Origin of the sequence: Dactylosporangium sp. NPDC005572, from assembly GCF_040605515.1 — a bacterium.
Taxonomy (GTDB): Bacteria; Actinomycetota; Actinomycetes; order Mycobacteriales; family Micromonosporaceae; genus Dactylosporangium.
This window is the reverse complement of the sequence record NZ_JBEXCY010000215.1, coordinates 1-19,649: the sequence shown is the minus strand read 5'-3', so window position 1 is coordinate 19,649 and position 19,649 is coordinate 1. Positions and strand designations below refer to the sequence as shown.

At 75.1% G+C, this 19,649-nt stretch carries 17 protein-coding genes; 14 read left to right on the top strand and 3 right to left on the bottom strand.

The genetic code is table 11. From position 1 onward, the window contains the following. Together ABZS66_RS51130 and ABZS66_RS51125 are read left to right on the top strand one after the other, a co-directional pair. Positions 1-688: helix-turn-helix transcriptional regulator (locus tag ABZS66_RS51130; protein WP_354770368.1), on the top strand; the 688-nt coding region annotated here is incomplete at its 5' end. Positions 689-760: 72 nt separating this feature from the next. After that, on the top strand, positions 761-1,987 hold the full coding sequence (locus ABZS66_RS51125) for an MFS transporter (RefSeq protein ID WP_354770366.1): 1,227 nt from the start codon (positions 761-763) through the stop codon (positions 1,985-1,987). 6 nt (positions 1,988-1,993) lie between these two features. Here the strand turns inward: ABZS66_RS51125 and ABZS66_RS51120 are convergent, their stop codons facing one another. Then, positions 1,994-3,193, bottom strand: a complete 1,200-nt coding sequence (locus tag ABZS66_RS51120; RefSeq protein ID WP_354770364.1) for an ROK family protein — start codon at positions 3,191-3,193, stop codon at positions 1,994-1,996. 100 nt (positions 3,194-3,293) lie between these two features. Here ABZS66_RS51120 and ABZS66_RS51115 point away from each other — a divergent pair, with 100 nt between their 5' ends. The 6 genes from ABZS66_RS51115 (at position 3,294) to ABZS66_RS51090 (ending at position 9,197) form a co-directional block, all read left to right on the top strand. Beyond that, positions 3,294-4,646: an ABC transporter substrate-binding protein gene (locus ABZS66_RS51115; protein WP_354770362.1), complete on the top strand. Its 1,353-nt coding sequence runs from the start codon at positions 3,294-3,296 to the stop codon at positions 4,644-4,646. Further along, the gene (locus ABZS66_RS51110) at positions 4,646-5,545 is read left to right on the top strand and encodes a sugar ABC transporter permease (RefSeq protein WP_354770360.1); all 900 of its coding nucleotides are present in this window, start codon (positions 4,646-4,648) and stop codon (positions 5,543-5,545) included. Before ABZS66_RS51115 ends, ABZS66_RS51110 begins: the two co-directional genes overlap by 1 nt. Further along, the gene (locus ABZS66_RS51105) at positions 5,542-6,357 is read left to right on the top strand and encodes a carbohydrate ABC transporter permease (protein ID WP_354770358.1); all 816 of its coding nucleotides are present in this window, start codon (positions 5,542-5,544) and stop codon (positions 6,355-6,357) included. The genes ABZS66_RS51110 and ABZS66_RS51105 overlap by 4 nt, the downstream gene beginning before the upstream one ends. 28 nt (positions 6,358-6,385) lie before the next feature. Continuing rightward, complete coding sequence (locus ABZS66_RS51100) at positions 6,386-7,477, top strand: ABC transporter ATP-binding protein (RefSeq protein ID WP_354770356.1); 1,092 nt, start codon at positions 6,386-6,388, stop codon at positions 7,475-7,477. Further along, positions 7,474-8,811 carry a hypothetical protein gene (locus tag ABZS66_RS51095; protein WP_354770354.1) on the top strand — a complete coding sequence of 446 codons (1,338 nt, stop codon included), beginning with the start codon at positions 7,474-7,476 and terminating at the stop codon, positions 8,809-8,811. The genes ABZS66_RS51100 and ABZS66_RS51095 overlap by 4 nt, the downstream gene beginning before the upstream one ends. Positions 8,812-8,909: 98 nt before the next feature. Continuing rightward, positions 8,910-9,197, top strand: coding sequence for a hypothetical protein (locus tag ABZS66_RS51090; RefSeq protein WP_354770352.1), 288 nt, complete (start codon positions 8,910-8,912; stop codon positions 9,195-9,197). A gap of 92 nt (positions 9,198-9,289) precedes the next feature. Here ABZS66_RS51090 and ABZS66_RS51085 read toward each other — a convergent pair whose 3' ends face one another. Continuing rightward, positions 9,290-10,696 (bottom strand): hypothetical protein, encoded by a 1,407-nt coding sequence (locus ABZS66_RS51085; RefSeq protein WP_354770350.1) that lies wholly within the window; start codon positions 10,694-10,696, stop codon positions 9,290-9,292. Between the two features lie 178 nt (positions 10,697-10,874). Between ABZS66_RS51085 and ABZS66_RS51080 the strand changes: the two genes are divergently transcribed. The 3 genes from ABZS66_RS51080 (at position 10,875) to ABZS66_RS51070 (ending at position 13,773) form a co-directional block, all read left to right on the top strand. Continuing rightward, positions 10,875-11,594 (top strand): hypothetical protein, encoded by a 720-nt coding sequence (locus ABZS66_RS51080; protein ID WP_354770348.1) that lies wholly within the window; start codon positions 10,875-10,877, stop codon positions 11,592-11,594. Between the two features lie 691 nt (positions 11,595-12,285). Beyond that, complete coding sequence (locus ABZS66_RS51075) at positions 12,286-13,059, top strand: hypothetical protein (RefSeq protein WP_354770346.1); 774 nt, start codon at positions 12,286-12,288, stop codon at positions 13,057-13,059. Positions 13,060-13,110: 51 nt separating this feature from the next. Beyond that, a complete protein-coding gene (locus ABZS66_RS51070; protein ID WP_354770344.1) occupies positions 13,111-13,773 on the top strand; it encodes a hypothetical protein in 663 nt (220 codons plus the stop codon). Between the two features lie 32 nt (positions 13,774-13,805). Here ABZS66_RS51070 and ABZS66_RS51065 read toward each other — a convergent pair whose 3' ends face one another. Beyond that, positions 13,806-14,531, bottom strand: coding sequence for a hypothetical protein (locus tag ABZS66_RS51065; protein WP_354770342.1), 726 nt, complete (start codon positions 14,529-14,531; stop codon positions 13,806-13,808). A 140-nt stretch (positions 14,532-14,671) separates the two neighbouring features. On the opposite strand from ABZS66_RS51065, the gene ABZS66_RS51060 reads away from it, so the two are divergent. From ABZS66_RS51060 to ABZS66_RS51050, 3 genes are all read left to right on the top strand, one after another. Further along, a complete protein-coding gene (locus ABZS66_RS51060; RefSeq protein WP_354770340.1) occupies positions 14,672-16,402 on the top strand; it encodes a fibronectin type III domain-containing protein in 1,731 nt (576 codons plus the stop codon). A 17-nt stretch (positions 16,403-16,419) separates the two neighbouring features. Further along, entirely contained in the window at positions 16,420-17,430 is a 1,011-nt protein-coding gene (locus ABZS66_RS51055) for a hypothetical protein (RefSeq protein WP_354770338.1), read from the top strand. Between the two features lie 163 nt (positions 17,431-17,593). Beyond that, positions 17,594-19,649, top strand: a 2,056-nt coding sequence (locus ABZS66_RS51050) for a nitrate- and nitrite sensing domain-containing protein (protein ID WP_354770336.1), incomplete at its 3' end; no start/stop codon positions are given.

The window sequence follows — 19,649 nt, the reverse complement described above, 5'->3', positions numbered from 1 at the left end:
CCCGCCCCCCGCGGCGCCCACCCTCGAGCAGGCGGCCGTGGCGGCCCGGGCGGTCGGCGACCCCTGGCTGCTGGCGGGCGCCGACGCGCGGCTCGGCCGGGCGGCCGTGCTGGCCGGGCAGCGCGACCGGGGCCGCGACCTGCTGCACGCCGCCCTCGCGACGCAGCGCGACGCCGGCTACCTCCTCGACGCCGTCGCGACCCTGGAGGCCGTCGCCGGCCTGGCCGCGCTCGACGGCGACGAGGCCCGGGCCGCCCGGCTGTTCGCCGCCGCCGGCGCCGCCCGCCGCCGCCTCGGCGCCCGGCGGAGCCACGCCGACGACCTGCGCGACCGGACCACGCGGACCGCCGTGGCCCGGGCGGTCGACCCGCCCGGCCTGCGCGCCGCGGTGCGTGAGGGCGCCGGTCTGACGCTCGACGCGGCGATCGACTACGCGTCGCGCGGCCGGGGCACCCGCGGCCGCCCGGCGAGCGGATGGCCCAGCCTCACCCCGACCGAACTGGTGATCGCCCAGCTCGTCGCCGAGGGGCACACCAACCCGGTGATCGCCCAGCGGCTCTTCGTCTCCCGGGCGACCGTGAAGACGCACCTCGGCCACATCTTCGCCAAGACCGGGCTGGCCAACCGGGCCGAGCTGGCGGCCGAGGTGGTCCGCCGCGGCGGCCCGACCGCGGCCGCCGGGCAGTAGCCAGGTGGCCGATGTTCCGGCGGCGCCGGCCCGCTAGCGTCACGACCTTCGTACCGATCATGAGGGGGAGCCGTGGCCACCACTCGCCGGCTGCCGATCGCCCTGCTGTTCGCCGCGGTGGTCGCCGACGGCTACGACACCGCCTCGCTCAGCTTCGTCACGCCCGCGCTGAGCGAGGACTGGGGGCTACGCCCGGCCGACCTCACCCTGCCGCTGGTGGCGACCAACGTCGGCGCGGTGCTGGGCTACCTCGCCTGCGCCCGCCTCTCGGCCCGGTTCGGCCGCGCGGCGGTGGTGTGGGCGTCGGTGCTCGCCTTCGGCGCGGCGACCGCGGCGACGGCCGCGGTGACGGGCATGCCCGCACTGACGGCGATCCGGTTCATCACCGGCCTGGGTCTGGGCACGGTACTGCCGGCGGCCGTGTCGCTCGCGGCCGACCTCGCCGGCCCGCGCCGCCGGGAGCCGGCCGCGGTGCTGCTGGTGCTCGGTATGGCCGTCGGGGCCGTCCTCGGGGGCGTCACCGGCGGCCCGCTCATCCACGGCCTGGGCTGGCCGGCGGTGTTCTGGGTCGCCGCGGCCCTCGCCGCCGTGCTCGCCCTGCTGTTGTACCGGCACCTGCCCCGGACCGACGGCCGGATCGACGGCGGGACCGACGAGCGGGGTGCCGAGGTCGGCGCGTTGCTCCGCCCGGAGGTGCGCGTGCGGACCGCGCTGCTGTGGGGGTTCGCGTTCCTCGTCTTCACCGTGAGCCAGACGCTGAACACCTGGCTGCCGACGCTGCTGCTCGACTACGGGTTCACCGCCGAACGGGCACCGCTCGGCACCGCGGTCTGGGGCCTCGGCGGCATCGCGGGCGGCGCGGTGCTCGCGGTCGCCGCGGCCCGTCTCGGCGCCCCCCGCGTGCTCGTCGTCCTGTGCGGGCTGGCCGCGGCGATGCTCGCCGTGGTCTCGCTCGCACCGCTCGCCACGCCCGCGCTGCTCGGGGCGCTGGCGCTGGCCGGCGCCGGCGCGGCTGCCGGGCCCGCGGGCCAGTCCGCCCTCGCGCTGGGCGTCTACGACCCCGCCGCCCACACGACCGGTATCGCGTGGGCCGTGGCGCTCGGGCGGGTCGGCTCGATCGTCGGCCCGGCGGTGTGCGGGGCGCTGCTCGCGGCCGGGCTGCCGAGCCGGGCCATCCTCCTGCTGGCCGGTGTGCCGGTGCTGCTGGCGTCGGTGGTCGTCGCGGCGCTGCACCGCGCCCGCGTGCCGGTGCCGGTGCCGGTGCCGGCGCCGGCGTCGGCGGAGGGAAGCGTGCGCTGACCGCCCTCAGCCCGCGGAGGGGCCCAGCGCGCCGTCCCGGTCGGCCAGCGCACGGTCGATCGCGTCGGGCGCGAGCACCCGGGTCACGACGAGGTGCACCAGCCCGGCCGTGGCGGCCCGCTCACCGAGCCGGCTCGGCACGATCCGCAGCCCCTCGGTGCTGCGGTCGAGGGCGATCTCCCGCACGCGGGCCGCGACGGTGTCCACGACCCGGGGGAGGCTGCCGATGATCCCGCCGAGGACGAGGGTGCGCGGGTTGGCCATGGCGATGAGTGAGGCCAGGACGGTGCCGACCTTGCGGGCGGCGGCGTCGAGCGCCCGGCCGATCTCCGGTTCGGCGCTGCGGCGGGCGAGCTCGTCGAGGCTCCGCACGCCCTGCCCGGCGAGCTGGCCGAGGAGCGCGTGGCCGGAGGCGTGCGCCGCGAGGCAGCCGCGCCGCCCGCACCGGCACGGCGGCCCGGCCGCGGTCAGCTTGATGTGGCCGATGTCGCCGGCCGCGCCGTCGTCGCCGGCGATGCTGCGGCCGTCGGCGATCAGCCCGGCGCCGATGCCGGTCGCCCACTTCACGCCGAGCAGCGTGTCGCCGTCGTGCTGGCCGGCCTCGCCGAACACCAGGGCGCGGGCGTCGTTCTCCAGCACCATCGGCACGTCCCAGTGCTGCCGCAGGCGCTCCAGGACGGGGTAGGCGTCCCAGCCGGGCATGATCGGCGTCGGCCCGGGCAGGCCCGTCGCCGGGTCGATCGGGCCCGGCAGCCCGACGCCGACGCCGACGATCCGCTCGCCGGTCCGGTCCTTGGTGAGCCGCTCCGCGATGGTGGTGAGCTGCCGCACGATCCGGTCGGGCGGCGTGCCGGTGATGTCCAGCGCGCAGCGGCTGGAGCGCAGCTCGCGGCCGTGCACGCCGGTGAGGCTCACCCAGCCGTGGGTGTGCCCGACGTCGAAGGTGAGCACGCCGAGATGGCGGTCGTCGAACTGGATCAGCTGGGCCGGGCGGCCGCCCACCGAGGCGGTCGTCCCGGCCTCGCGGACCAGTCCAGCGGCGAAGAGCGGTGACATCCGCTCCAGCAGCGTCGGCCGGGACATGCCGGTGGCGTCCAGCAGTTGCTGGCGCGTCCAGGCCGGTGCGGACCTGATCAACGCCAGCAGGTGGCCCGGGCTGGCGCCCAGCGCGCGGACCGACCGACCCGGATCCGTGGTGCCATCCATCGACAACCTCTTGACAAGCGTGTTACGTGACGGTGGACTTACGTCACCCCGATTTACAAAAGATGACTTTACAAAACTCGACACCTTTCCGGGAGTGGCGATGACGAACGGTACCCCGCACCGGCCCCTGATTAGCCGCCGAACCCTGCTGCGCGCCGGTCTCGGCGCCGGCTTCGGTGCCTTCGCGGCACCCGCCCTCGCCGCCTGCGGCGGGGTCTCCACCAGTGGCGCGAGCGGCGACAGCGGCACGGTGAACTTCCTGTCCACCCAGTTCACCCCGGTCGAGGAGCGCCAGCGCTTCGAGAAGATCCTGGGCAGCCGCGTGACCGCCGCCAAGGTCGCGTACAACCCGGTCGACGCGGGCGTCTTCGCCTCGACGCTGCAGTCCCAGGTGGACGCCGGCAAGGTGCAGGTCAGCCTGGTCGGCGGCCTGCACGGCGACCTCGCCCCGCACGCCGGCCGCCTGCTCGACCTCGACGACGTCGCGTCGGCCCTCGCCGACCGGGGCATCGACGCCGAGCTGCTGGGGCTCGGCAAGCTCGGCGGCACCACCACGAAGTACATCCCCTGGATGCAGGCCTCCTATGTGCTGGCCGTGCACAAGAAGGCGCTGCAGTGGCTGCCGTCGGGGGCCGACCCGCAGCAGCTCACCTACGACCAGCTGCTGGCCTGGGCCACCGCGGCCCGGGCGGGCAACGGCGGCAAGCCCGTGTTCGGCATCCCGGCCGGGCCGAAGGGCCTGTACCACCGCTTCTTCCAGGGTTTCCTGCTGCCGAGCTTCACCGGCGGGCAGATCACCACGTTCCGCGGCGCTGACGCCGCCCAGGCGTGGAGCTACATGAAGGACCTGTGGGCCGTCACCGCGCCCGCCTCCACCAACTACGACTTCATGCAGGAGCCGCTGCAGCGCGGCGAGGTGCTCATGGCCTGGGACCACGTCGCCCGGCTCGCCGCCGCGCCCAAGGGCAAGCCGGACGACTGGCTCGTGCTGCCCGCGCCGCGCGGCCCGAAGGGCCTCGGCTACCTGCTCGTGGTGGCCGGCCTGGCGATCCCGCGCGGCGCCCCCGAGGTGGACAAGGCGAAGGACGTCATCAAGGCCCTCGCCGTCGCCGACGCCCAGCTCGACGTGCTGCGCGACAACGCGTTCTTCCCGGTCGTCAAGGCCACCCTGCCCAGCGACCTGCCGCCCGCCATCGCCCTGGAGGCCGCCGCCGTCCAGAAGCAGCAGGGCGCGAGCGGCGCCATCGTCTCCCTGCCGCCGGTCGGGCTCGGCGCCAAGGACGGCGAGGTCTCGCAGATCTTCAAGAACACCTTCAAGGAGATCTGCATCGACGGCAAGCCGGTCCAGCAGGTCCTCGACAACCAGGCCAAGCTCCTCAACACGATCCTCGACGAGGCCAAGGTGCCGTGCTGGAAGCCGGACCCGGCCGGCGCCACCTGCCGGGTGGCGTGATGACCCTGACGGCGGAGCCGGCCACCGAGACCCCGCCGCGCGCCCGCCGGCCGCGGCGGGCCCGGGTCCCGGCACCACTCCTGCTCATCGGACCCTCGCTGGTGTTCATGACGGCGCTGTTCGCCTGGCCGACCATCGTCGGCGTCGGCCAGGCGGTCACCGGCGACGACGGCCCCACGCTGGCCTACCTGCGCCGGATGTTCGACGACCCGTACTTCTGGCCCGCGGTGCGCTACACCCTGCTGCTCATCGTCGTGCTCATCCCGCTGCAGTTCACCTTCGCGATCGCGATGGCCCTGCTGCTGCGCGAGCGGCCCCGGTTCGCCGGCTTCCACTTCTACGTCTGGGTCATCCCGCTCGCCATCAGCGACCTCGCCGCCGGTCTCGTCTGGCTGTCGGTGTTCACCGACCGCGGCTACCTCAACTCCGTCCTGGACCACCTCGGCCTCGACGGATACGCGTGGCTGTCGTTCCAGCACAAGCCGACGATCTTCCTCGCCGTCGTCGTCGCCGAACTGTGGCGGGCCACGTCGCTGGTCTTCGTCATCGTGGTGGCCGGGATGCAGAACATCCCCAAGGACTACGACGAGGCCGCGGCGGTCTTCGGCGCCACGTACTGGCAGCGGCTGCGGCACGTCATCCTGCCGCAGCTGCGGCCCAGCATCCAGGTCGCGATGATCCTGCGCACCATCCTCGCGCTGCAGACCTTCGCGGTCGCCCAGGCCCTCGCCGGGCGGGACTTCCCGGTCCTCGTCGGCGAGACCTACCAGTGGTACAGCTCCCTGCAGAACCCCCACGTGGCCGCGGCCATCGCCCTCGTCGTGCTGCTGGTGTCACTGGCCACCTCGATCGCCTACCTGCGGCTGCTGCGGGTGCCGGCGGGGGAGGAGGCCCGATGAGCGCCCGCCGGCGCCGCCGGGCGGTGCTGCTGCAGGCCGCCTGCGTCGCGGTCACCCTGTTCATGGGCGTGCCGCTGTACCTCGTCACCCTCGCCGCCTTGTCCAGCCGGGAGTCGCTGAACCGCTTCCCGCTGCCCCTGCTGCCCACCGACGTGTCGACCGAGACACTGCGCACGTTCCTGTCCTCGACCGGCATCGTCGGCTCGTTCCTCAACTCGCTCACCGTCGGGCTGAGCACCGTGGTCCTCGCGCTGCTCGTCGGGGTGCCCGCCGGGTACGCGCTGTCGCGGTACACCTTCCGCGGCCGGGGACCGTATCAGCTGTTCCTGCTGCTGACCCGCGCGCTGCCCATCGTCGTGCTCTCGGTGCCGCTGGCCCAGGTGTTCCTCAGCGCCGGGCTCTACGACACCACGTACGCGGTGACGCTGCTGCACACCGCGCTGGCGCTGCCGACGACCGTGCTCATCACCGCCGCGATCTTCCTGTCGGTCCCGCGCGACCACGAGGAGGCCGCGGTCATCTTCGGGGCGACGCCGCTGCAGGCGTTCCTGCGCATCGTGCTGCCGCAGGCGCTGCCCGGCATCGCGGCGGCCGCGATGTTCGCGTTCGTCATGTCCTGGAACGAGGTGCTCGGCGCCGCCGTGCTCACTCTCAACCAGCGCACGCTGCCCGCCCAGGTCCTCTCGACGCTCGGCGACTCGCCGCTGGCGTTCCGCTTCGCCGGCGGGTTCGCGCTCGTGCTGCCCGCCCTGCTGTTCATCGCCGTGATGCGCAAGTACCTGCTCAACATGTGGGGGACGACGCTTCGATGACCACCCCACCCGGCCTGGAGGGCCCCGCATGGCCGACATCGTGATCGACCACCTCGTCAAGACCTACCCCGGCGCCACGACCCGGGCCACCGACGACGTCAGCCTCACCGTCGCCGACGGCGAGTTCCTCGTCCTCGTGGGACCCAGCGGCTGCGGCAAGACCACGCTGCTGCGGATGGTGGCCGGCCTGGAGGCACCCGACGGCGGCACCATCGCCATCGCGGGCCGCGACGTCACCGACCTGCCGGCCCGGGAGCGCAGGTTGTCGATGGTGTTCCAGTCGTACGCCATATTCCCCCACCTGCGGGTCCGGCAGAACATCGGCTTCGGGCTGACCATGCGCAAGGTCCCGAAGGACGAGGTCGACCGGCGTGTCCGCGAGGCCGCGGCCGTGCTGGAGCTCACCGACTACCTCGACCGCTACCCCGCGCAGCTCTCCGGCGGCCAGCGGCAGCGGGTCGCGGTCGCCCGGGCCATCGTCGTCGACGCCGGGGTGCTGCTCATGGACGAGCCGCTGTCCAACCTGGACGCGCTGCTGCGGCTGCAGTTCCGCGCTGAGCTCAAGCGGATCGTCCGGCGGGTCGGCGCGACCACCCTCTACGTCACGCACGACCAGGCCGAGGCGATGTCGCTCGGCGACCGGGTCGCGGTCATGCGATCCGGCCGCATCGCCCAGCTCGGCCCGCCGATCGAGGTGTACGACCATCCCAGCGAACGCTTCGTCGGCGGGTTCCTCGGCGCCCCGCCGATGAACTTCGTCCCCGCCACGGTGCGGGTCAACGGCGCCGGCCCCAGCCTGCACATCGGCGAGCAGGTGCTGCCGGCCCCGGAGCACCTCGACCCCTACCGGGACCGCGCCGTCCTGCTCGGCGTGCGGGCCGAGAATCTCGAGGTCGCCACCGTGCAGCAGCCCGGCTGGCTGACCGCCCGCGTCGAGGTCGTCGAGCCCACCGGGGCGTCGGTGCTGCTCACCGTGCGGCTCGGCGAGCACGAGGTGAAGGTGCAGGCCCCGCCGACGTTCCGGGTCGAGCCGGACAGCGCGGTGTGGCTGCGCCCGCCGGTGCAGAGCCTGCGCTTCTACGACGCGGAAACGGGCCTCGTCCTGGCGGGCGCGGCATGACGACGACGACCGTGCCGCCGGAGACCCTCGCCGCCCGCGCCGCCTACATCCTGCGCGGCAACGACATCGGCGAGCTGACCACCGCGGCGCCGCAGCTGTACCCGCACCTGTGGAGCTGGGACGCCGCGTTCGTGGCGATCGGCCTCGCGACGCTGTCCGTGCCGCGGGCCATCGCCGAGCTGCGCACGCTGCTGCGGGCGCAGTGGCGCACCGGGATGCTGCCGCACATCGTGTTCGGCCCCGACGCCGGGTACTTCCCGGGTCCCGACGTGTGGGACTGCGGCGTCGCCGACGCCGCCCCCTCCGGCGTGCGGACCTCGGGCATCTGCCAGCCGCCGGTGCACGCCATCGCGGTGCGGCGGGTGCTCGACGCCGGTCGCCGCAACGGCGGCGCGGACCGGGACCTCGCCGAGCGCTTCGCCGCCGAGACCTTCGACCGGTGGCTGGCGTGGCACCGCTGGCTGGCCACCGCCCGGGACCCGGCCGGTCGCGGGCTGCTCGAGATCTACCACGGCTGGGAGTCCGGCATGGACAACTCGCCGCGGTGGGACCAGGCCTACGCCGCCGTCGTCCCCGGCCGCGAGATGCCGGTCGGGCGCCGCCACGACCTGCGGCACGTGGCCGACGCCGGGCAGCGGCCCAGTGACGCCGAATATCAGCGGTACCTCTGGCTGGTCCATCAGATGCACGAGGCGCGCTACGACGACGACAAGGTCCGCGAGAACGTCGACTTCCGCATGACCGACGTGTTCATGTCCGCCGTCGCCGCGCTGTCCAGTGAGGTACTGGCGGAGATCGGGGACGAGTTCGGCCGGCCCGCCGAGGCGGCCGAGCTGCGCGTGCTGGCCGACCGGTTCCGGGCCGGCGTGCTGTCGACGGTCTCGCCGGAGACCGGCCTCGCGCGGGACGAGGACGTGCGCAGCGGCCGGCGGATCGACGTGCCGACGGTCGGCGGCTTCGCGCCGCTACTGTCCGGCGGCGACGAGCAGGTCGTCGCGCGCCAGCTCGACCTGCTCACCGGCCCGCGCTGGTGCGGCCACCCCGGCCTGCGCTACGCGGTGCCGCCGTCAGCCACTCCGGAGCTCGCCGGGTTCCAGCCGCGCACGTACTGGCGGGGCCCGCAGTGGCCGTTCCTCAACTGGCTGCTGTGGTGGACGCTGCGCCGGCGCGGCGCGACCGGCCTGGCGGCAGGCATCCGCACCGAGGCGCTGCGGCAGCTGTCCGACCTGGCGTTCGGTGAGTACTACGAGCCGTTCACCGGCGAGGCCCTCGGCAGCGCGCACCAGTCCTGGACGGCGGCCGTGGCCCTGGACTGGCTGCTGGCGGCCGATTGAACGCCGGACATACGCCATCTCGTTGATGTTCTGACACCCGGTTCCTCGTACCTTCGGCTGCAGCACCCAGCCCCAGCCGGGACCGTGAAAGGAACGCCATGACCGGGTACATCCTGCACATCGCCCGCAACGACGCCGGGCCCGGCGAACCGGACGAATCGGTGACGGTGCGGGTCACCGCGGCGTTCGGCGGTCTGCGGATCAACGAGGTCACGCCCGGCCGCGACCGTGAGCACCGGATGCCGCCGTTCGACCTGCACGCGGTTGCGACGGCCCTGATCGGGGTGCCGCCGGTGCCGGTCCCGGACCCGCCCGCAGGTGGTGGGCGGCCGCGTCGTCGTCCGCACCGCCCCGCCCGGGTGGTCCGGCACGCCACGAGCGGTTGACCGCGTTCCGGATCCGCTCCGCGGCCCCGGTGTCCTGCCCCTTCCGGGACGGGCACCGGGGTCTTCGTCTCGGCGGAGCGGGTCGGCAGCGGTCAGCCGGCGTGGGTCCCGGCCGTGGCGGGACGTCCGTCGTCGCCGGCCGCGAGCACCGTCGCGTAGGCCCAGCGCGTCGCTCGCGTGAGCCGGGCCGGGTCGAAGTGGCCCGGCGCGGCCAGGCCCTCGTCGTGCGGAACCTCGACGATCTGGGCCGGGTCGACGCCGAGCTCGGATCTGATCCGCAGCGCCAGCCGGCGGCGGTCTGCCGCCCGCCCGCCGACCACCGCGACCACCGCCGTCCGCACGACCTCGCTGCGGTGCCCGGACGCGAGGCGCTCGAACACCCGCCGGGTCGCCTCCAGCGCGCCGCCACCGGCGTCGGTCACCACGACGATCTGGCCCGCGTGGCCCACGACGCTGTGCGCCCGCAGCGTCAGCTCATTGCCGGCGTCAGCCACGATGACGGCGTAGCGCTGCCGTAGCGCGTCGAGCCGCGGGCCCAGGTCGTCCTCGGGTCCGCCGTCGACGACGTACGGCCCGCCTGGACCGGCCCGGAACTCGGCGCCCGGCTGCCCGCCCTGGCGGGTCCGGTCCTCGTGGTCGGCCGGAACCCATGCGGGGGCCGGGGCGCCGGTCCGTACAGTTCCAGGCTCGGCCGCCCGGGACGTGTGGAGCCGGGCCGAGGACGCCGCCCCGGCGCCGCCGGAGGCGCCGACCACGACGGTCTCGTCGTCGCGCAGCGCCGCCAGCGCCGCGGCGAGGCCTACGGCGGTGGTCGTGTTGCCCACGCCGCCTCGTCCGGCGACGACCGCGATGGAGCGCGGCTCCCCGAGCGGCATCCGCACCGCCCGGACCGTCCGGCGACCGGCGTCCAGGGTGTCGAACGCACCGGTGTCCAGCGCCCCGGCGAGGGCCGTCCGCAGGATTCCGGCGAACCGGCGGGCGCGCACAGCGCGGCCACCGCGGGCGATCCCGCGCAACGCCTCGGCCGCTGTGGCGCCGCTTCCCGCCGCACTCCGGGTGCCGGCCGGATCGAGACCGGCCGCCGCGGCCGGGCCGATCGCCGCGACGATCTGCGTCGTGGGGCGTGCGGGTGTTCCGCCGGCCGGGAGGACTTCCGCCAGCACGACCGCCGCCGAGGTGGGGGGCACGGCCGGGGCGTGGGTCGGGGCCGAATCGTCGGCGGCGGCGGCGTGGGTCGGGGCCGGGTCGTCGGTGGCGGCGCGGGTCGAGGTCCGGGCCGGCGCTGCGGTCGATGCGCCGGCGGCGTCGGGTCCCGTCGGCCTGTACGCGACATCGGCCGGCGCCGCCAGGTCCGGGACGGCGGGTTCCGCCAGTGGGGACTCGCCGTCGGCCGGTGCCGCCGCAACCGGGCCGGCCGCGGCGGGCGGCTCGGTGCTCGCCGGCCCGTGCTGGTGGCGGGCGGCGGGTTCGTCGCCCGGCATGGCCGCTGCAGTCGTCATGTCACACCCTCTGGTCGGTACCGCCGGCGCCGCCCGCGCGCCTGATACAACACACGATAAACGCCGGGGATCGCCCGCGACATGGGCCGGTCATGCCGTGTTGACAACGCCCGCGTCGCCGGTCGACTATGGTAGGCGTATGTTTTATGTTGGCTTTTGGGTTCGGCAGGAGCGGGTCTTGTCCGAGCATGCGTACGACCTCGGCGCCGTGCCGGCCCGCGAGGACCCAAGGGCCCCGGCCGGTTGGTTGGCCGGTGCCGCGCCGGCCGGGATCGTCGTCGGCGCGGCCGTCGTCGCGGGCCTCGTCGTGACCGCCGGCGCGCGCGGCGCGGCGCTGGCTGCGGCGGTGTCCGGCGTCCTGCTGCTCGGCAGCCTCGCCCGGCTCACCGGGGGCTTCGCCGGCCCGGGGAGTGCCGACCTGATGCTGCGGCTGAGCGGCACGACCGGTCCGGACGGCGTACGGGTCCGGCGGGACGCGGCCGAGCGCCTCCTGGGCGCGACGGTCTCCGGTATCGCCCTGCTCGCCGGCAGCGCGGTGGGTTGGCTGGCCGTGGCCGGCGCGCCGGCGGACCGGCTCGTCGCCGTCACGGCCGGCGCCGGCCTGGCCCTGCGGTCGCGGATGTTCGCCGGCTGGAGCGCCCGGCTGCTGGGCGGTACCGGCCTCGCCACGGCCGTGCTGGCCGCAGTGCGTGTCGCGGCGGCGCCGCCGGTGCTGGGCGGCTGGCTCGCCGTGGCCACCGGCGGTGCGGTCGCCGGCGTCGCGCTGGCCGTCACCCAGGCGCGGCGAGTCCCGCAGCGGGCCGGGCGGCTGCTGCGATGGGCGGAGCCGACCCTGGTCACCACGATGATCTGCACCGCGGCGCTGGCGGCCGGGCTGCCGGACGCGGCCGGCCGATAGCCCGGTGAGGGAGACTGCATTGTCGGCGCACCGGATGAGCCGCCAGGACCGGCCGGACGCCCCGAAGAGCCGCCCCGGCGACCCGGACGACCCGCAGGTCCCCGGGCCCGGCCCGGTGTCCGCCGGATCCGGGCCCGGCCCGGCGCTGATCGCCGGTGCGCCCCCGGGGCCGTTGCCCGCGCACAGCGGCCGCTCCGGGGCACACCCGGCGGCGGTCAACCCGACGCTGGTCGGCGGCGCGGTCCCGGGCACGATCGCCGATCCGGTCCTGGTCGCCGGCTCGGCACCGACATTGAAGCCGCCACCGCCACCGCCACCGCCACCGCCACCGCCACCGCCGGCCCCGGCTCCGCCAGCGGCATTGACGCCGGCACCGAGGCCGGCTCCGGCCGCGGCATTGACGCCGTCGCCGTCGCCGTCGCCGCCGCCACCACCGCCACCACCGCCACCACCGCCACCGCCGACGACGCCGGCTCTGGCTCCGGCAGCGACATTGACGCCGGCAGCGAAGCCGGCACCGACGCAGGCGCCGACGTCGGCATCGGCCTGGACCGACAGCCCAGGTTCGCCACCGGACGGGCCCATCGGCCGGTCGCGCCGGTCCTTGGATGCGCCGGCAGGGCCGGGCGACGACCTGGTGCCGCTTCGGTCGTCCGGCCAGGTGCGAGCGACGCCGCACGAGCACGTCACGGTGAAGCTTCCGGTCGGCGCCCGGCCCAGGACCGCCGGTGACTTCCAGGAGGCGCCGTGGTGGCGTGCACCGTCCACCGGAGCGCGCGTCATCGCGTTCATCTCCGGCAGCGGTGGCACCGGCGTCACGACGACGGCGACCGGGACCGGTCTCGCCCTCGTCGCCGCCGGGTCGACCGCGCTCGTCGACGTCGGGACCGGACACGCCTCCGGGGGATGGCGGCTGGAGACTGCTCTGGGCCCGGTCCTCGCCGACGTCGTCCGGCCCGGCTGGCGGGGGCCCGCCACCGGTCCGCCCGGCGGGCTGACGACGATCGACGGAGGCGGAGCCCCCCTCGAGCCGCAGCTCATGCGGACCGCGCTCGGCGTGGTGTCGGGTGCGTACGCCACGACGCTGCTCGACATCGGCAACGACGTCTCCCGGGCAGCCACCACGGCGCTCGCGGAGGCGGACCGGGCCGTGCTGGTCACCAGCCTCAGCCACACCGCCCTCGACGCGGCCGCGGCCACCATCGACCGGCTGGCCCGGACCGCCCCCGCCCAGGCCCGTGACCTCGTGGTCGCGGTGGTCCTGACCCGCCGGCAGCCGGTGGCGCGGGTCGACCGGCACCTGCGGGACCACCTGCCCGAGGGCGCCGGCGGCTGGGTCGTCGTGCCCTACGACGGTGCGGCCGCTCGCGACAACCCGCTGGACCCGCTCCGCCTGCGGAGCCGGACCCGCGCCGCGTACGACCGGCTGGCCGGACTGTTGTCGACGTCACGGCCGGCGATGTGACGCTTCTGGTATCGTATCGACAAAACAACATACTCCGAAGGCAGGGTGACAATGGCGTCACAGCAGGGCTTCGTCGACGACACGTGGGCATCGCCGGTTCCGGCGGTGCGGCACCGGCCGAAGGTCCCCTTGCCACGGACCGCGCGGGAGGACCGCACGCCGCCGTTGCCGGCCCGCTCGCAGGTCGAGTGCCTGTTGTACGTCGAGCTGCACCCCTGCCGGTGCGGTCAGACCGACACCGCGTGGGCGCGGCACGGCAGGAGCCGGATCGACGGCCGTCACGCGTCGTCCTTCGACGGCGACTGCCACGGCTGCGGCACCCGCCGCCACTTCCGGTTCCAGCTTCCCGAGGAGCCGGTCGCGCCGCCGTCCTTCGGCGGCGACGAACCGTCCCGGATCATCGAGCCGCACGAGTTCCTCGCCCTGGGCCGCCGGGCCGGTGGCATGGTGGCCGGCGACCCGGCGGCGCTGCCGGTCGCGAGCGCCGAGGCCGCGCTGCACGTGCTGGCCGTGGCGATCGCGGCCCACGAGGAGGTCGTCAAATTCATCCCGCCCGGCGCCTCCGTGGTACCGCCGGATGCCTTCGCATCTCCTGAGGCGCGATCCGCGTTCGAGCGCGCGCCGGCCGGCTACGACCGGGAGTCGCTCACCGCGAGCCTCGCCGGTTATCGCGCGCTGGAGGACCGCTACCGGCGGAGGCTCGCCGGCCGGTGACGGCGCACCGGCCGGAGTGGGGGCGACGGCCGTCAACCGACGATGGCGCGGGCCGCCTCGACCAGGCCGACGGACACCGCGGCGGCGCACACCATGGCGACCACCGCGGTCACCTCCAGCCAGCGCAGCAATCGGCGGCGGCCGGGTCCGTGCCGTGACATCAGGGTCTGGGCGGTGCCGAGCACCGCCCCGGTCACCACGCCCGCGACCGTCGGCAGCAGCCCCGGCAGCGGCCCCGGATCGGTGACCATCCGCACCACGGCCACGACGACGATCACGGCCCCGGCGACCGCCGGCACCGCGCCCGCCCAGCCCTGGTCGAACAGCCGTGACCGCACGACCAGGCAGATGCCCACCAGCACCACCAGGACCCGGTCGACCGGCGTGCCGTGCACCGCCAGCCAGCCCGCCCAGCTCGCCCCGGCCACCGCCGCGCTGGCCGCCAGCCAGCCGAACGCCCGGCCGGCGGCCCGCAGCCGGCGCGCCACCTCGGCCGGGTCCTCGTTCGCCGACCGCACGCGGAAGTCGGCCGCGGCCAGGCCGCCCGCCGAGATCGCGACCCTGGGGAGCGCGCCGAGCAGCAGCACGGCGAGCACCGCACCGACCCGGAACATCGTGAGCTCCGGCCCGCCGGGACGGTCCGCCAGCACGATCCCCGCCACGGCCACGGCGAGCAGCGCCGCACCGGCGGCGATCGGCCGGCTGTACCAGCCCGGCGCGGCGCGGTCGTCCCGCTCCGGCTGCAGCCAAGACGCCATGACCAACACCCGCCAAACCTGAGGTTCAGGGCCGGGACCGGCCCCGGAAGTACAACAACACGAGACCGGCCGCACGGCAAGAGCTTGTCCTATGTATCTAGCGACTGTCGTATGATGGCTGTCGGATGAAGGAGTGTGGGATGGGCTTCGGTGGCCTCTCGAGCGCGTTCCGTGTGCGACTGGTCATCCTGGCCATGGCGCTGGCCGGCACCGTCGCCGCCGGCGTGGTGTCGGCCGCCGCCCGGTCGGAGCCCGGCGTCGACTTCCTCGGCCGGCGCGGCACGGCGCTGCTGTGGGGCGGCACCCAGTACCGCTTCGTCGGCCAGAGCGTGTCCGGGCTCATCCCGTGCCAGCAACGGTCGCCGGTCCCGGCCGTGTCGTCGCCGAGCGCGCCGGCCGTCGCCGGGAACGCGCCGCTGCCCGCGGCCGACCTGACGGCGTTCTTCGGTTCGCTGCGCACGAGCGGCATCGTGCGCACCTGGGCGCCGCCCGGCGCCGGCGCCGCCGAGGTCAAGCGGGTCGTCGCGGTCGCGAAGCGGTTCGGTCAGCGGGTCACGCTCGTGCTCGGCACCGGCAACGACGGATGCTCGCCCGGCGGGCGGCCCGAGTGGTACCGCGACGGCTACCAGGCCACGCTGCTGCCGTGGATCCGCGAGCTCGTGCCGCTGCTGCGCGACGAGCCGGCGGTCGCCATGTGGGAGCTCGCCGCGCCGCCGCCGGCCGGGCTCAGCGTCGCCGAGCTGCGCGGCTTCTACGACACGGCCGGCGCCGAGGTGCACCGCCTGGACCCCAACCACCTCGTCGCCTCCGGCAGCGGCGGGCCGGCCGCCGCCTCCGCGGGAGACTGGAAGGCCGTGCACGAGAGCGGCCAGATCGACGTCCTCACCATGGTCGACTACGACATGAACGACGGCGCCGCCGCGCAGCTCGCGACGGCCGCCGCCACCGCGGCGGAGCTCGACAAGCCGCTCGTCGTCGCCGAGATCGGTGTGTACGCCAGTCGCGACGGTGACCCGAAGGCGTCCCTCGACCCGGCCCGGGCCACCGACACGGCGTGCGTCGACTGGAAGACACGCTCCGCGAGGATCCGCGCCAAGCTCGACGCGACCCTCGACGGCCCGGTCGCCGGGGCGACCGTGCCGCGGGCCGTGCGGGGCGGCGCCGTCACGGCCTGCGCCGCCGCCGTCGTGTCGGCCGACGACCCGGTGCTCACGGTCGTCCACGACTACACCCAGGGAGGCGAGCTGCCGCCACCGGCGTCGGCGGTAGCAGCGCCGAGCGCGGCGCCGTCCGCGTCGACGAGCCCGCCGCCGCCGGCGCCCGCCGTGCCGGGCGGCCTGACGGGAAAGCCCGCCGGCAGCGGCCAGGTGACGCTGTGCTGGTCGAAGGCGGAGCACGCCGCGTGGTACTCGGTGTTCTACCGCGACACCAACACCGGCCAGGAGTGGCAGCGGATGGCGTTCCCCGTGACGAACACCTGCTGGACCGGGGACTACTACATCAACGGCCACCGGTACGAGTTCAAGATCCGTGGAGCCGGACCCAACGGGGAGAGTGCCGACTCGAAGGTCGTCGCCGTGACGCCGGCCGCTCCCCGCCCGGGGACGCTCACCCTGACCGGTGAGCCCGCCAAGTCGACGGAGATCAAGCTGTGCTGGTCGAAGGCGGTCAACGCGACCGGCTACAACGTCTACTACCACGACGTCACGGCAGGCCAGGCGTGGACCCTCATGCCGTACCCGGTCGACGCCCTGTGCTGGACCGGCGCCTACTTCACCAACAACCACACCTATGAACTGAAGGTCCGCGGCGCGAACGGGGACGGCGAGGGACCGGACTCCAACGTCGTGACCGTGGTCCCGCGACCCTGAACGCTGCGGAGCCGCTCATGCGCCTGTCCGACCTGTCCTTCGCCCATCTGGACGAGTTCTCCGACCTCGTGTGGCGGGCGGTCGCCCGGCACCCGTCCTTCGACGCCGCGGCCCTGTCGGCGTTCCTGCGCCGCCCCGAGGCACTGGTGCAGGCCGAGGTCGACCGGCTGGCCGACCTCGGCCTGCTGCGCCGGGCGGGGGAGCGGTGGGAGCCGCAGGACCCGGTGGCGGTCCTGGAGGCCCAGCACGCGGCGCGCGCCGCGGAGCTCGACGCCGAACGCGCGGCGATGGCCGCCGAGCGGGCCCGCCTCTACGGCTCCGGGCTCTTCGCGGACTATCTCGCCGGACGCCGTCGGTTCGGCACGCACGCCGGCATCCAGGTGCACGTGCGGGACGAGATCTTCCCCCGGATGGCCGATCTGACCCTACGCGCGGAGACCAGCATCAAGTTCCTCCTCAGCGGACCGCCGCCGCCCGGCCCGTTCGCGAACCTGCCCGACCTGCTCGCCCCGGCCGGCGGGCGCGGCGTCCAGGTCTCCAGTGTCTGGACCACCGCCGCCGTCAGCGGCGTGCAGCAGCAGCGGCCCGGGCGCAAGGTGCCACCCATGGGCCGGCTGCGCGTCGCCGACCACGTGCCGACCCGCACGATCGTGTGGGACGCCCGGGCAGCCCTCATCCCGCTCGACGACGCCGACCTCGACCGCGGCGGCGTCTTCGTCGAGGCGCCCGCGCTGGTGGCGGCGGTGGCCGACATGGTCGACCGGGTCGAGGCGGCGGCCGACGCGCGGCCCCCACGGCCCGCGCCCGGCGCCGACATGGGCCTGCTGCGGCGGCGCCGCGCGCTGCTGCTGCTGTTCGACCAGGGCTACGACGACGCTCGGGCAGCCCGCGAGCTGCGGGTGTCGGTGCGCACGGTCAAGCGCGACGTCGAGAACCTCTACGAGGAGTGGGGCGTGACGTCGCGGTTCGCGCTCGGCGCCGCCGCGGTGCGGGCCGGCTGGCTGGGCCGCGAGCGCGTGGCCCGATGACGCCACGGTGGCCCGAAGGGGACGCGCGCACACCCTTCTTCGACGGCGGCATCGGCGGCTACGTTCTGGATCACCAAACGGTCGGCGGCGCGTTCGGCCTGATCCGGGCGGTGTAAATCGTCCATTGTGGATGGACGACGGCGATCTGGGGAGAGGTGGCGTCGTGCGGAACTGGCCGATCCGGCCGCAGGTGACACTGGTGCTGCTCCTGCCGCTGCTGGCGCTGACGGGGGTCGGTGCCTGGGTCGTGGCGGGTGAGCTGGCGCAGGCCCGGGCGAGCGAGCAGACCCGCACCGCCGCGCGGTGGCTGGTCGGGGTCAACGCGCTCGTCCACGCGCTGCAGGCCGAGCGCTACGCGGTGTCGAGCCTGGTCGGGTCCGGCTACGCCGTCAGCCGCTTCAGCGACCAGGCGACGACGGCCGCGGCCGAGGTCGACGTCGCGTACGCGACGGTCGCCGCCGACGCCCGCCTCCTGCCGGAGGGCAGCCGCAACCGGGTCGCGGACGCCGTCGCCGACGCCCGCGGCCACATGGACAAGATCGGTGGGATCCGCGCATCGGTGGCCAACCGCAGCCTGCAGCCCGGGCCGGGCACCGTCGCCTACACCGGCATGATCCAGGGCTGGCTCGACGCCGGCGCGGCGCTCACCGGGATCGGCAGCGAGGACCAGGACCTGGTCCGGATCGCGTCCGCGCTGTCCGCGGTGTCCTGGGTGAGCGAGCAGGCGAGCCAGCAGTACGGCTATCTCTCCGCGGCCATCAACCTCGGCAACGTCGTGCCGGACAGCGCGATCCGGGTGCAGGCGGCCGTCGGCGCCGAGGACGGCTGGACCAAGCAGTTCCGCTCCACGGCGCTGCCCGATCAGATCGCCTTCTTCGACGGTACCGTGCAGGCACCCGCGGCCCGGGTGAAGGAGATGCGCGACGAGGTGCTCGCCGGTCGGGCGAAGTCCGTGCGGTTCGACGACTGGGCGGCCATCAGCGCCCAGAAACAGGCGGCGCTGCGCACCGTCGAGGCGCGCATCGTCGCGGACCTCGAGCGCAGCGCCGCCGACCTGACCCACGAGGCCAACCGTCGCGCGCTCCTCTCGGGCGTGGTGGCGCTGGTCGTCCTGCTCGTCTCGATCGCGGTGTCCGTCGTCGTCGCCGCCCGGCTTGTGCGGGCGCTGCGGGCGCTGCGGGCCGGCGCGCTGCGGGTGGCGCAGCGCCGCCTTCCGGAGGTGACCGCGCTCCTGCGCGGCGGTCAGGTCGTCGACCCGGCGGCCGAGCCACCGGTCTTCACCGACACCCCGCGCAACGAGATCGGCGACGTGGCCGACGCCTGCAACACCCTGTACCGCGCGGCCGTCACCGCGACCTACGACATGGCGACCGTACGCAGCACCGGGGACGTCATGCGGACCCTGGCCCGGCGCAGTCTCACCCTCACCCGTCGCCAGCTGCGGCTCATCACCGAGATGGAGCGCGACGAGGAGGACCCCAAGGCGATGGAGATGCTGTTCGGCATCGACCATCAGGCGACCCGCATGCGCCGACTCGCCGAGAGCCTGCTCGTGCTCGCCGGCGAGCAGCCGCACCGCCGCGAGCGCGATCCGGCTCCGTTGCGCGACGTGCTGCGGGCCGCCGCCGCGGAGGTCGAGGACTACACGCGGGTGAAGATCGCTCCCGAGGGCGACGAGGTACGCATCGTCGGAAGCGCCGTCGGTGACCTCACCCACCTGCTCGCCGAGCTGCTGGAGAACGCGACCGTGTTCTCGCCGGCCGGGTCGCCGGTCGAGGTGCGCTCCGGGCAGGTGGGTCAGGGCTGGGCGATCGACATCGAGGACCGCGGCGTCGGTCTCGACGCCGACGCGCTGCAACAGATCAACGCCCGGCTCGCCGACCCGCCACCCTTCGAGCCGCGCGCCGGTGGCCAGATCGGCCTCGTCGTTGTCGCGCGGCTCGCCGCCCGGCACAACATCGTGGTGCAGATGCGCCGCGGCATGTACTTCGGCGTGCACGTCGTGGTCATCCTGCCCGCCGCCGTCCTGGACGGTTACGAACCCGCGCTCGCGGTCGCCGCGGCGTCCACCGGGCCGCAGCGCGTCCGCGGAACGGACCACTCCGGCGTCCGGCGGCACCGCAGGACCGGCCGGGTGAACGGCACCGACCGGCCGGCCGTCGACCCCGCCCTGGAGCCGACGCGGGACCTGCCGCGCGAGGCGCTGTGGGGGACGAGAA

Coding starts and splice junctions, on each gene's coding strand:
- ABZS66_RS51110 (WP_354770360.1), top strand. CDS start 4,646: ATGACCCTGACGGCGGAGCCGGCCACCGAGACCCCGCCGCGCGCCCGC.
- ABZS66_RS51100 (WP_354770356.1), top strand. CDS start 6,386: ATGGCCGACATCGTGATCGACCACCTCGTCAAGACCTACCCCGGCGCC.
- ABZS66_RS51090 (WP_354770352.1), top strand. CDS start 8,910: ATGACCGGGTACATCCTGCACATCGCCCGCAACGACGCCGGGCCCGGC.
- ABZS66_RS51085 (WP_354770350.1), bottom strand. CDS start 10,696: ATGACGACTGCAGCGGCCATGCCGGGCGACGAACCCGCCGCCCGCCAC.
- ABZS66_RS51095 (WP_354770354.1), top strand. CDS start 7,474: ATGACGACGACGACCGTGCCGCCGGAGACCCTCGCCGCCCGCGCCGCC.
- ABZS66_RS51055 (WP_354770338.1), top strand. CDS start 16,420: ATGCGCCTGTCCGACCTGTCCTTCGCCCATCTGGACGAGTTCTCCGAC.
- ABZS66_RS51120 (WP_354770364.1), bottom strand. CDS start 3,193: ATGGATGGCACCACGGATCCGGGTCGGTCGGTCCGCGCGCTGGGCGCC.
- ABZS66_RS51105 (WP_354770358.1), top strand. CDS start 5,542: ATGAGCGCCCGCCGGCGCCGCCGGGCGGTGCTGCTGCAGGCCGCCTGC.
- ABZS66_RS51065 (WP_354770342.1), bottom strand. CDS start 14,531: ATGGCGTCTTGGCTGCAGCCGGAGCGGGACGACCGCGCCGCGCCGGGC.
- ABZS66_RS51060 (WP_354770340.1), top strand. CDS start 14,672: ATGGGCTTCGGTGGCCTCTCGAGCGCGTTCCGTGTGCGACTGGTCATC.
- ABZS66_RS51070 (WP_354770344.1), top strand. CDS start 13,111: ATGGCGTCACAGCAGGGCTTCGTCGACGACACGTGGGCATCGCCGGTT.
- ABZS66_RS51115 (WP_354770362.1), top strand. CDS start 3,294: ATGACGAACGGTACCCCGCACCGGCCCCTGATTAGCCGCCGAACCCTG.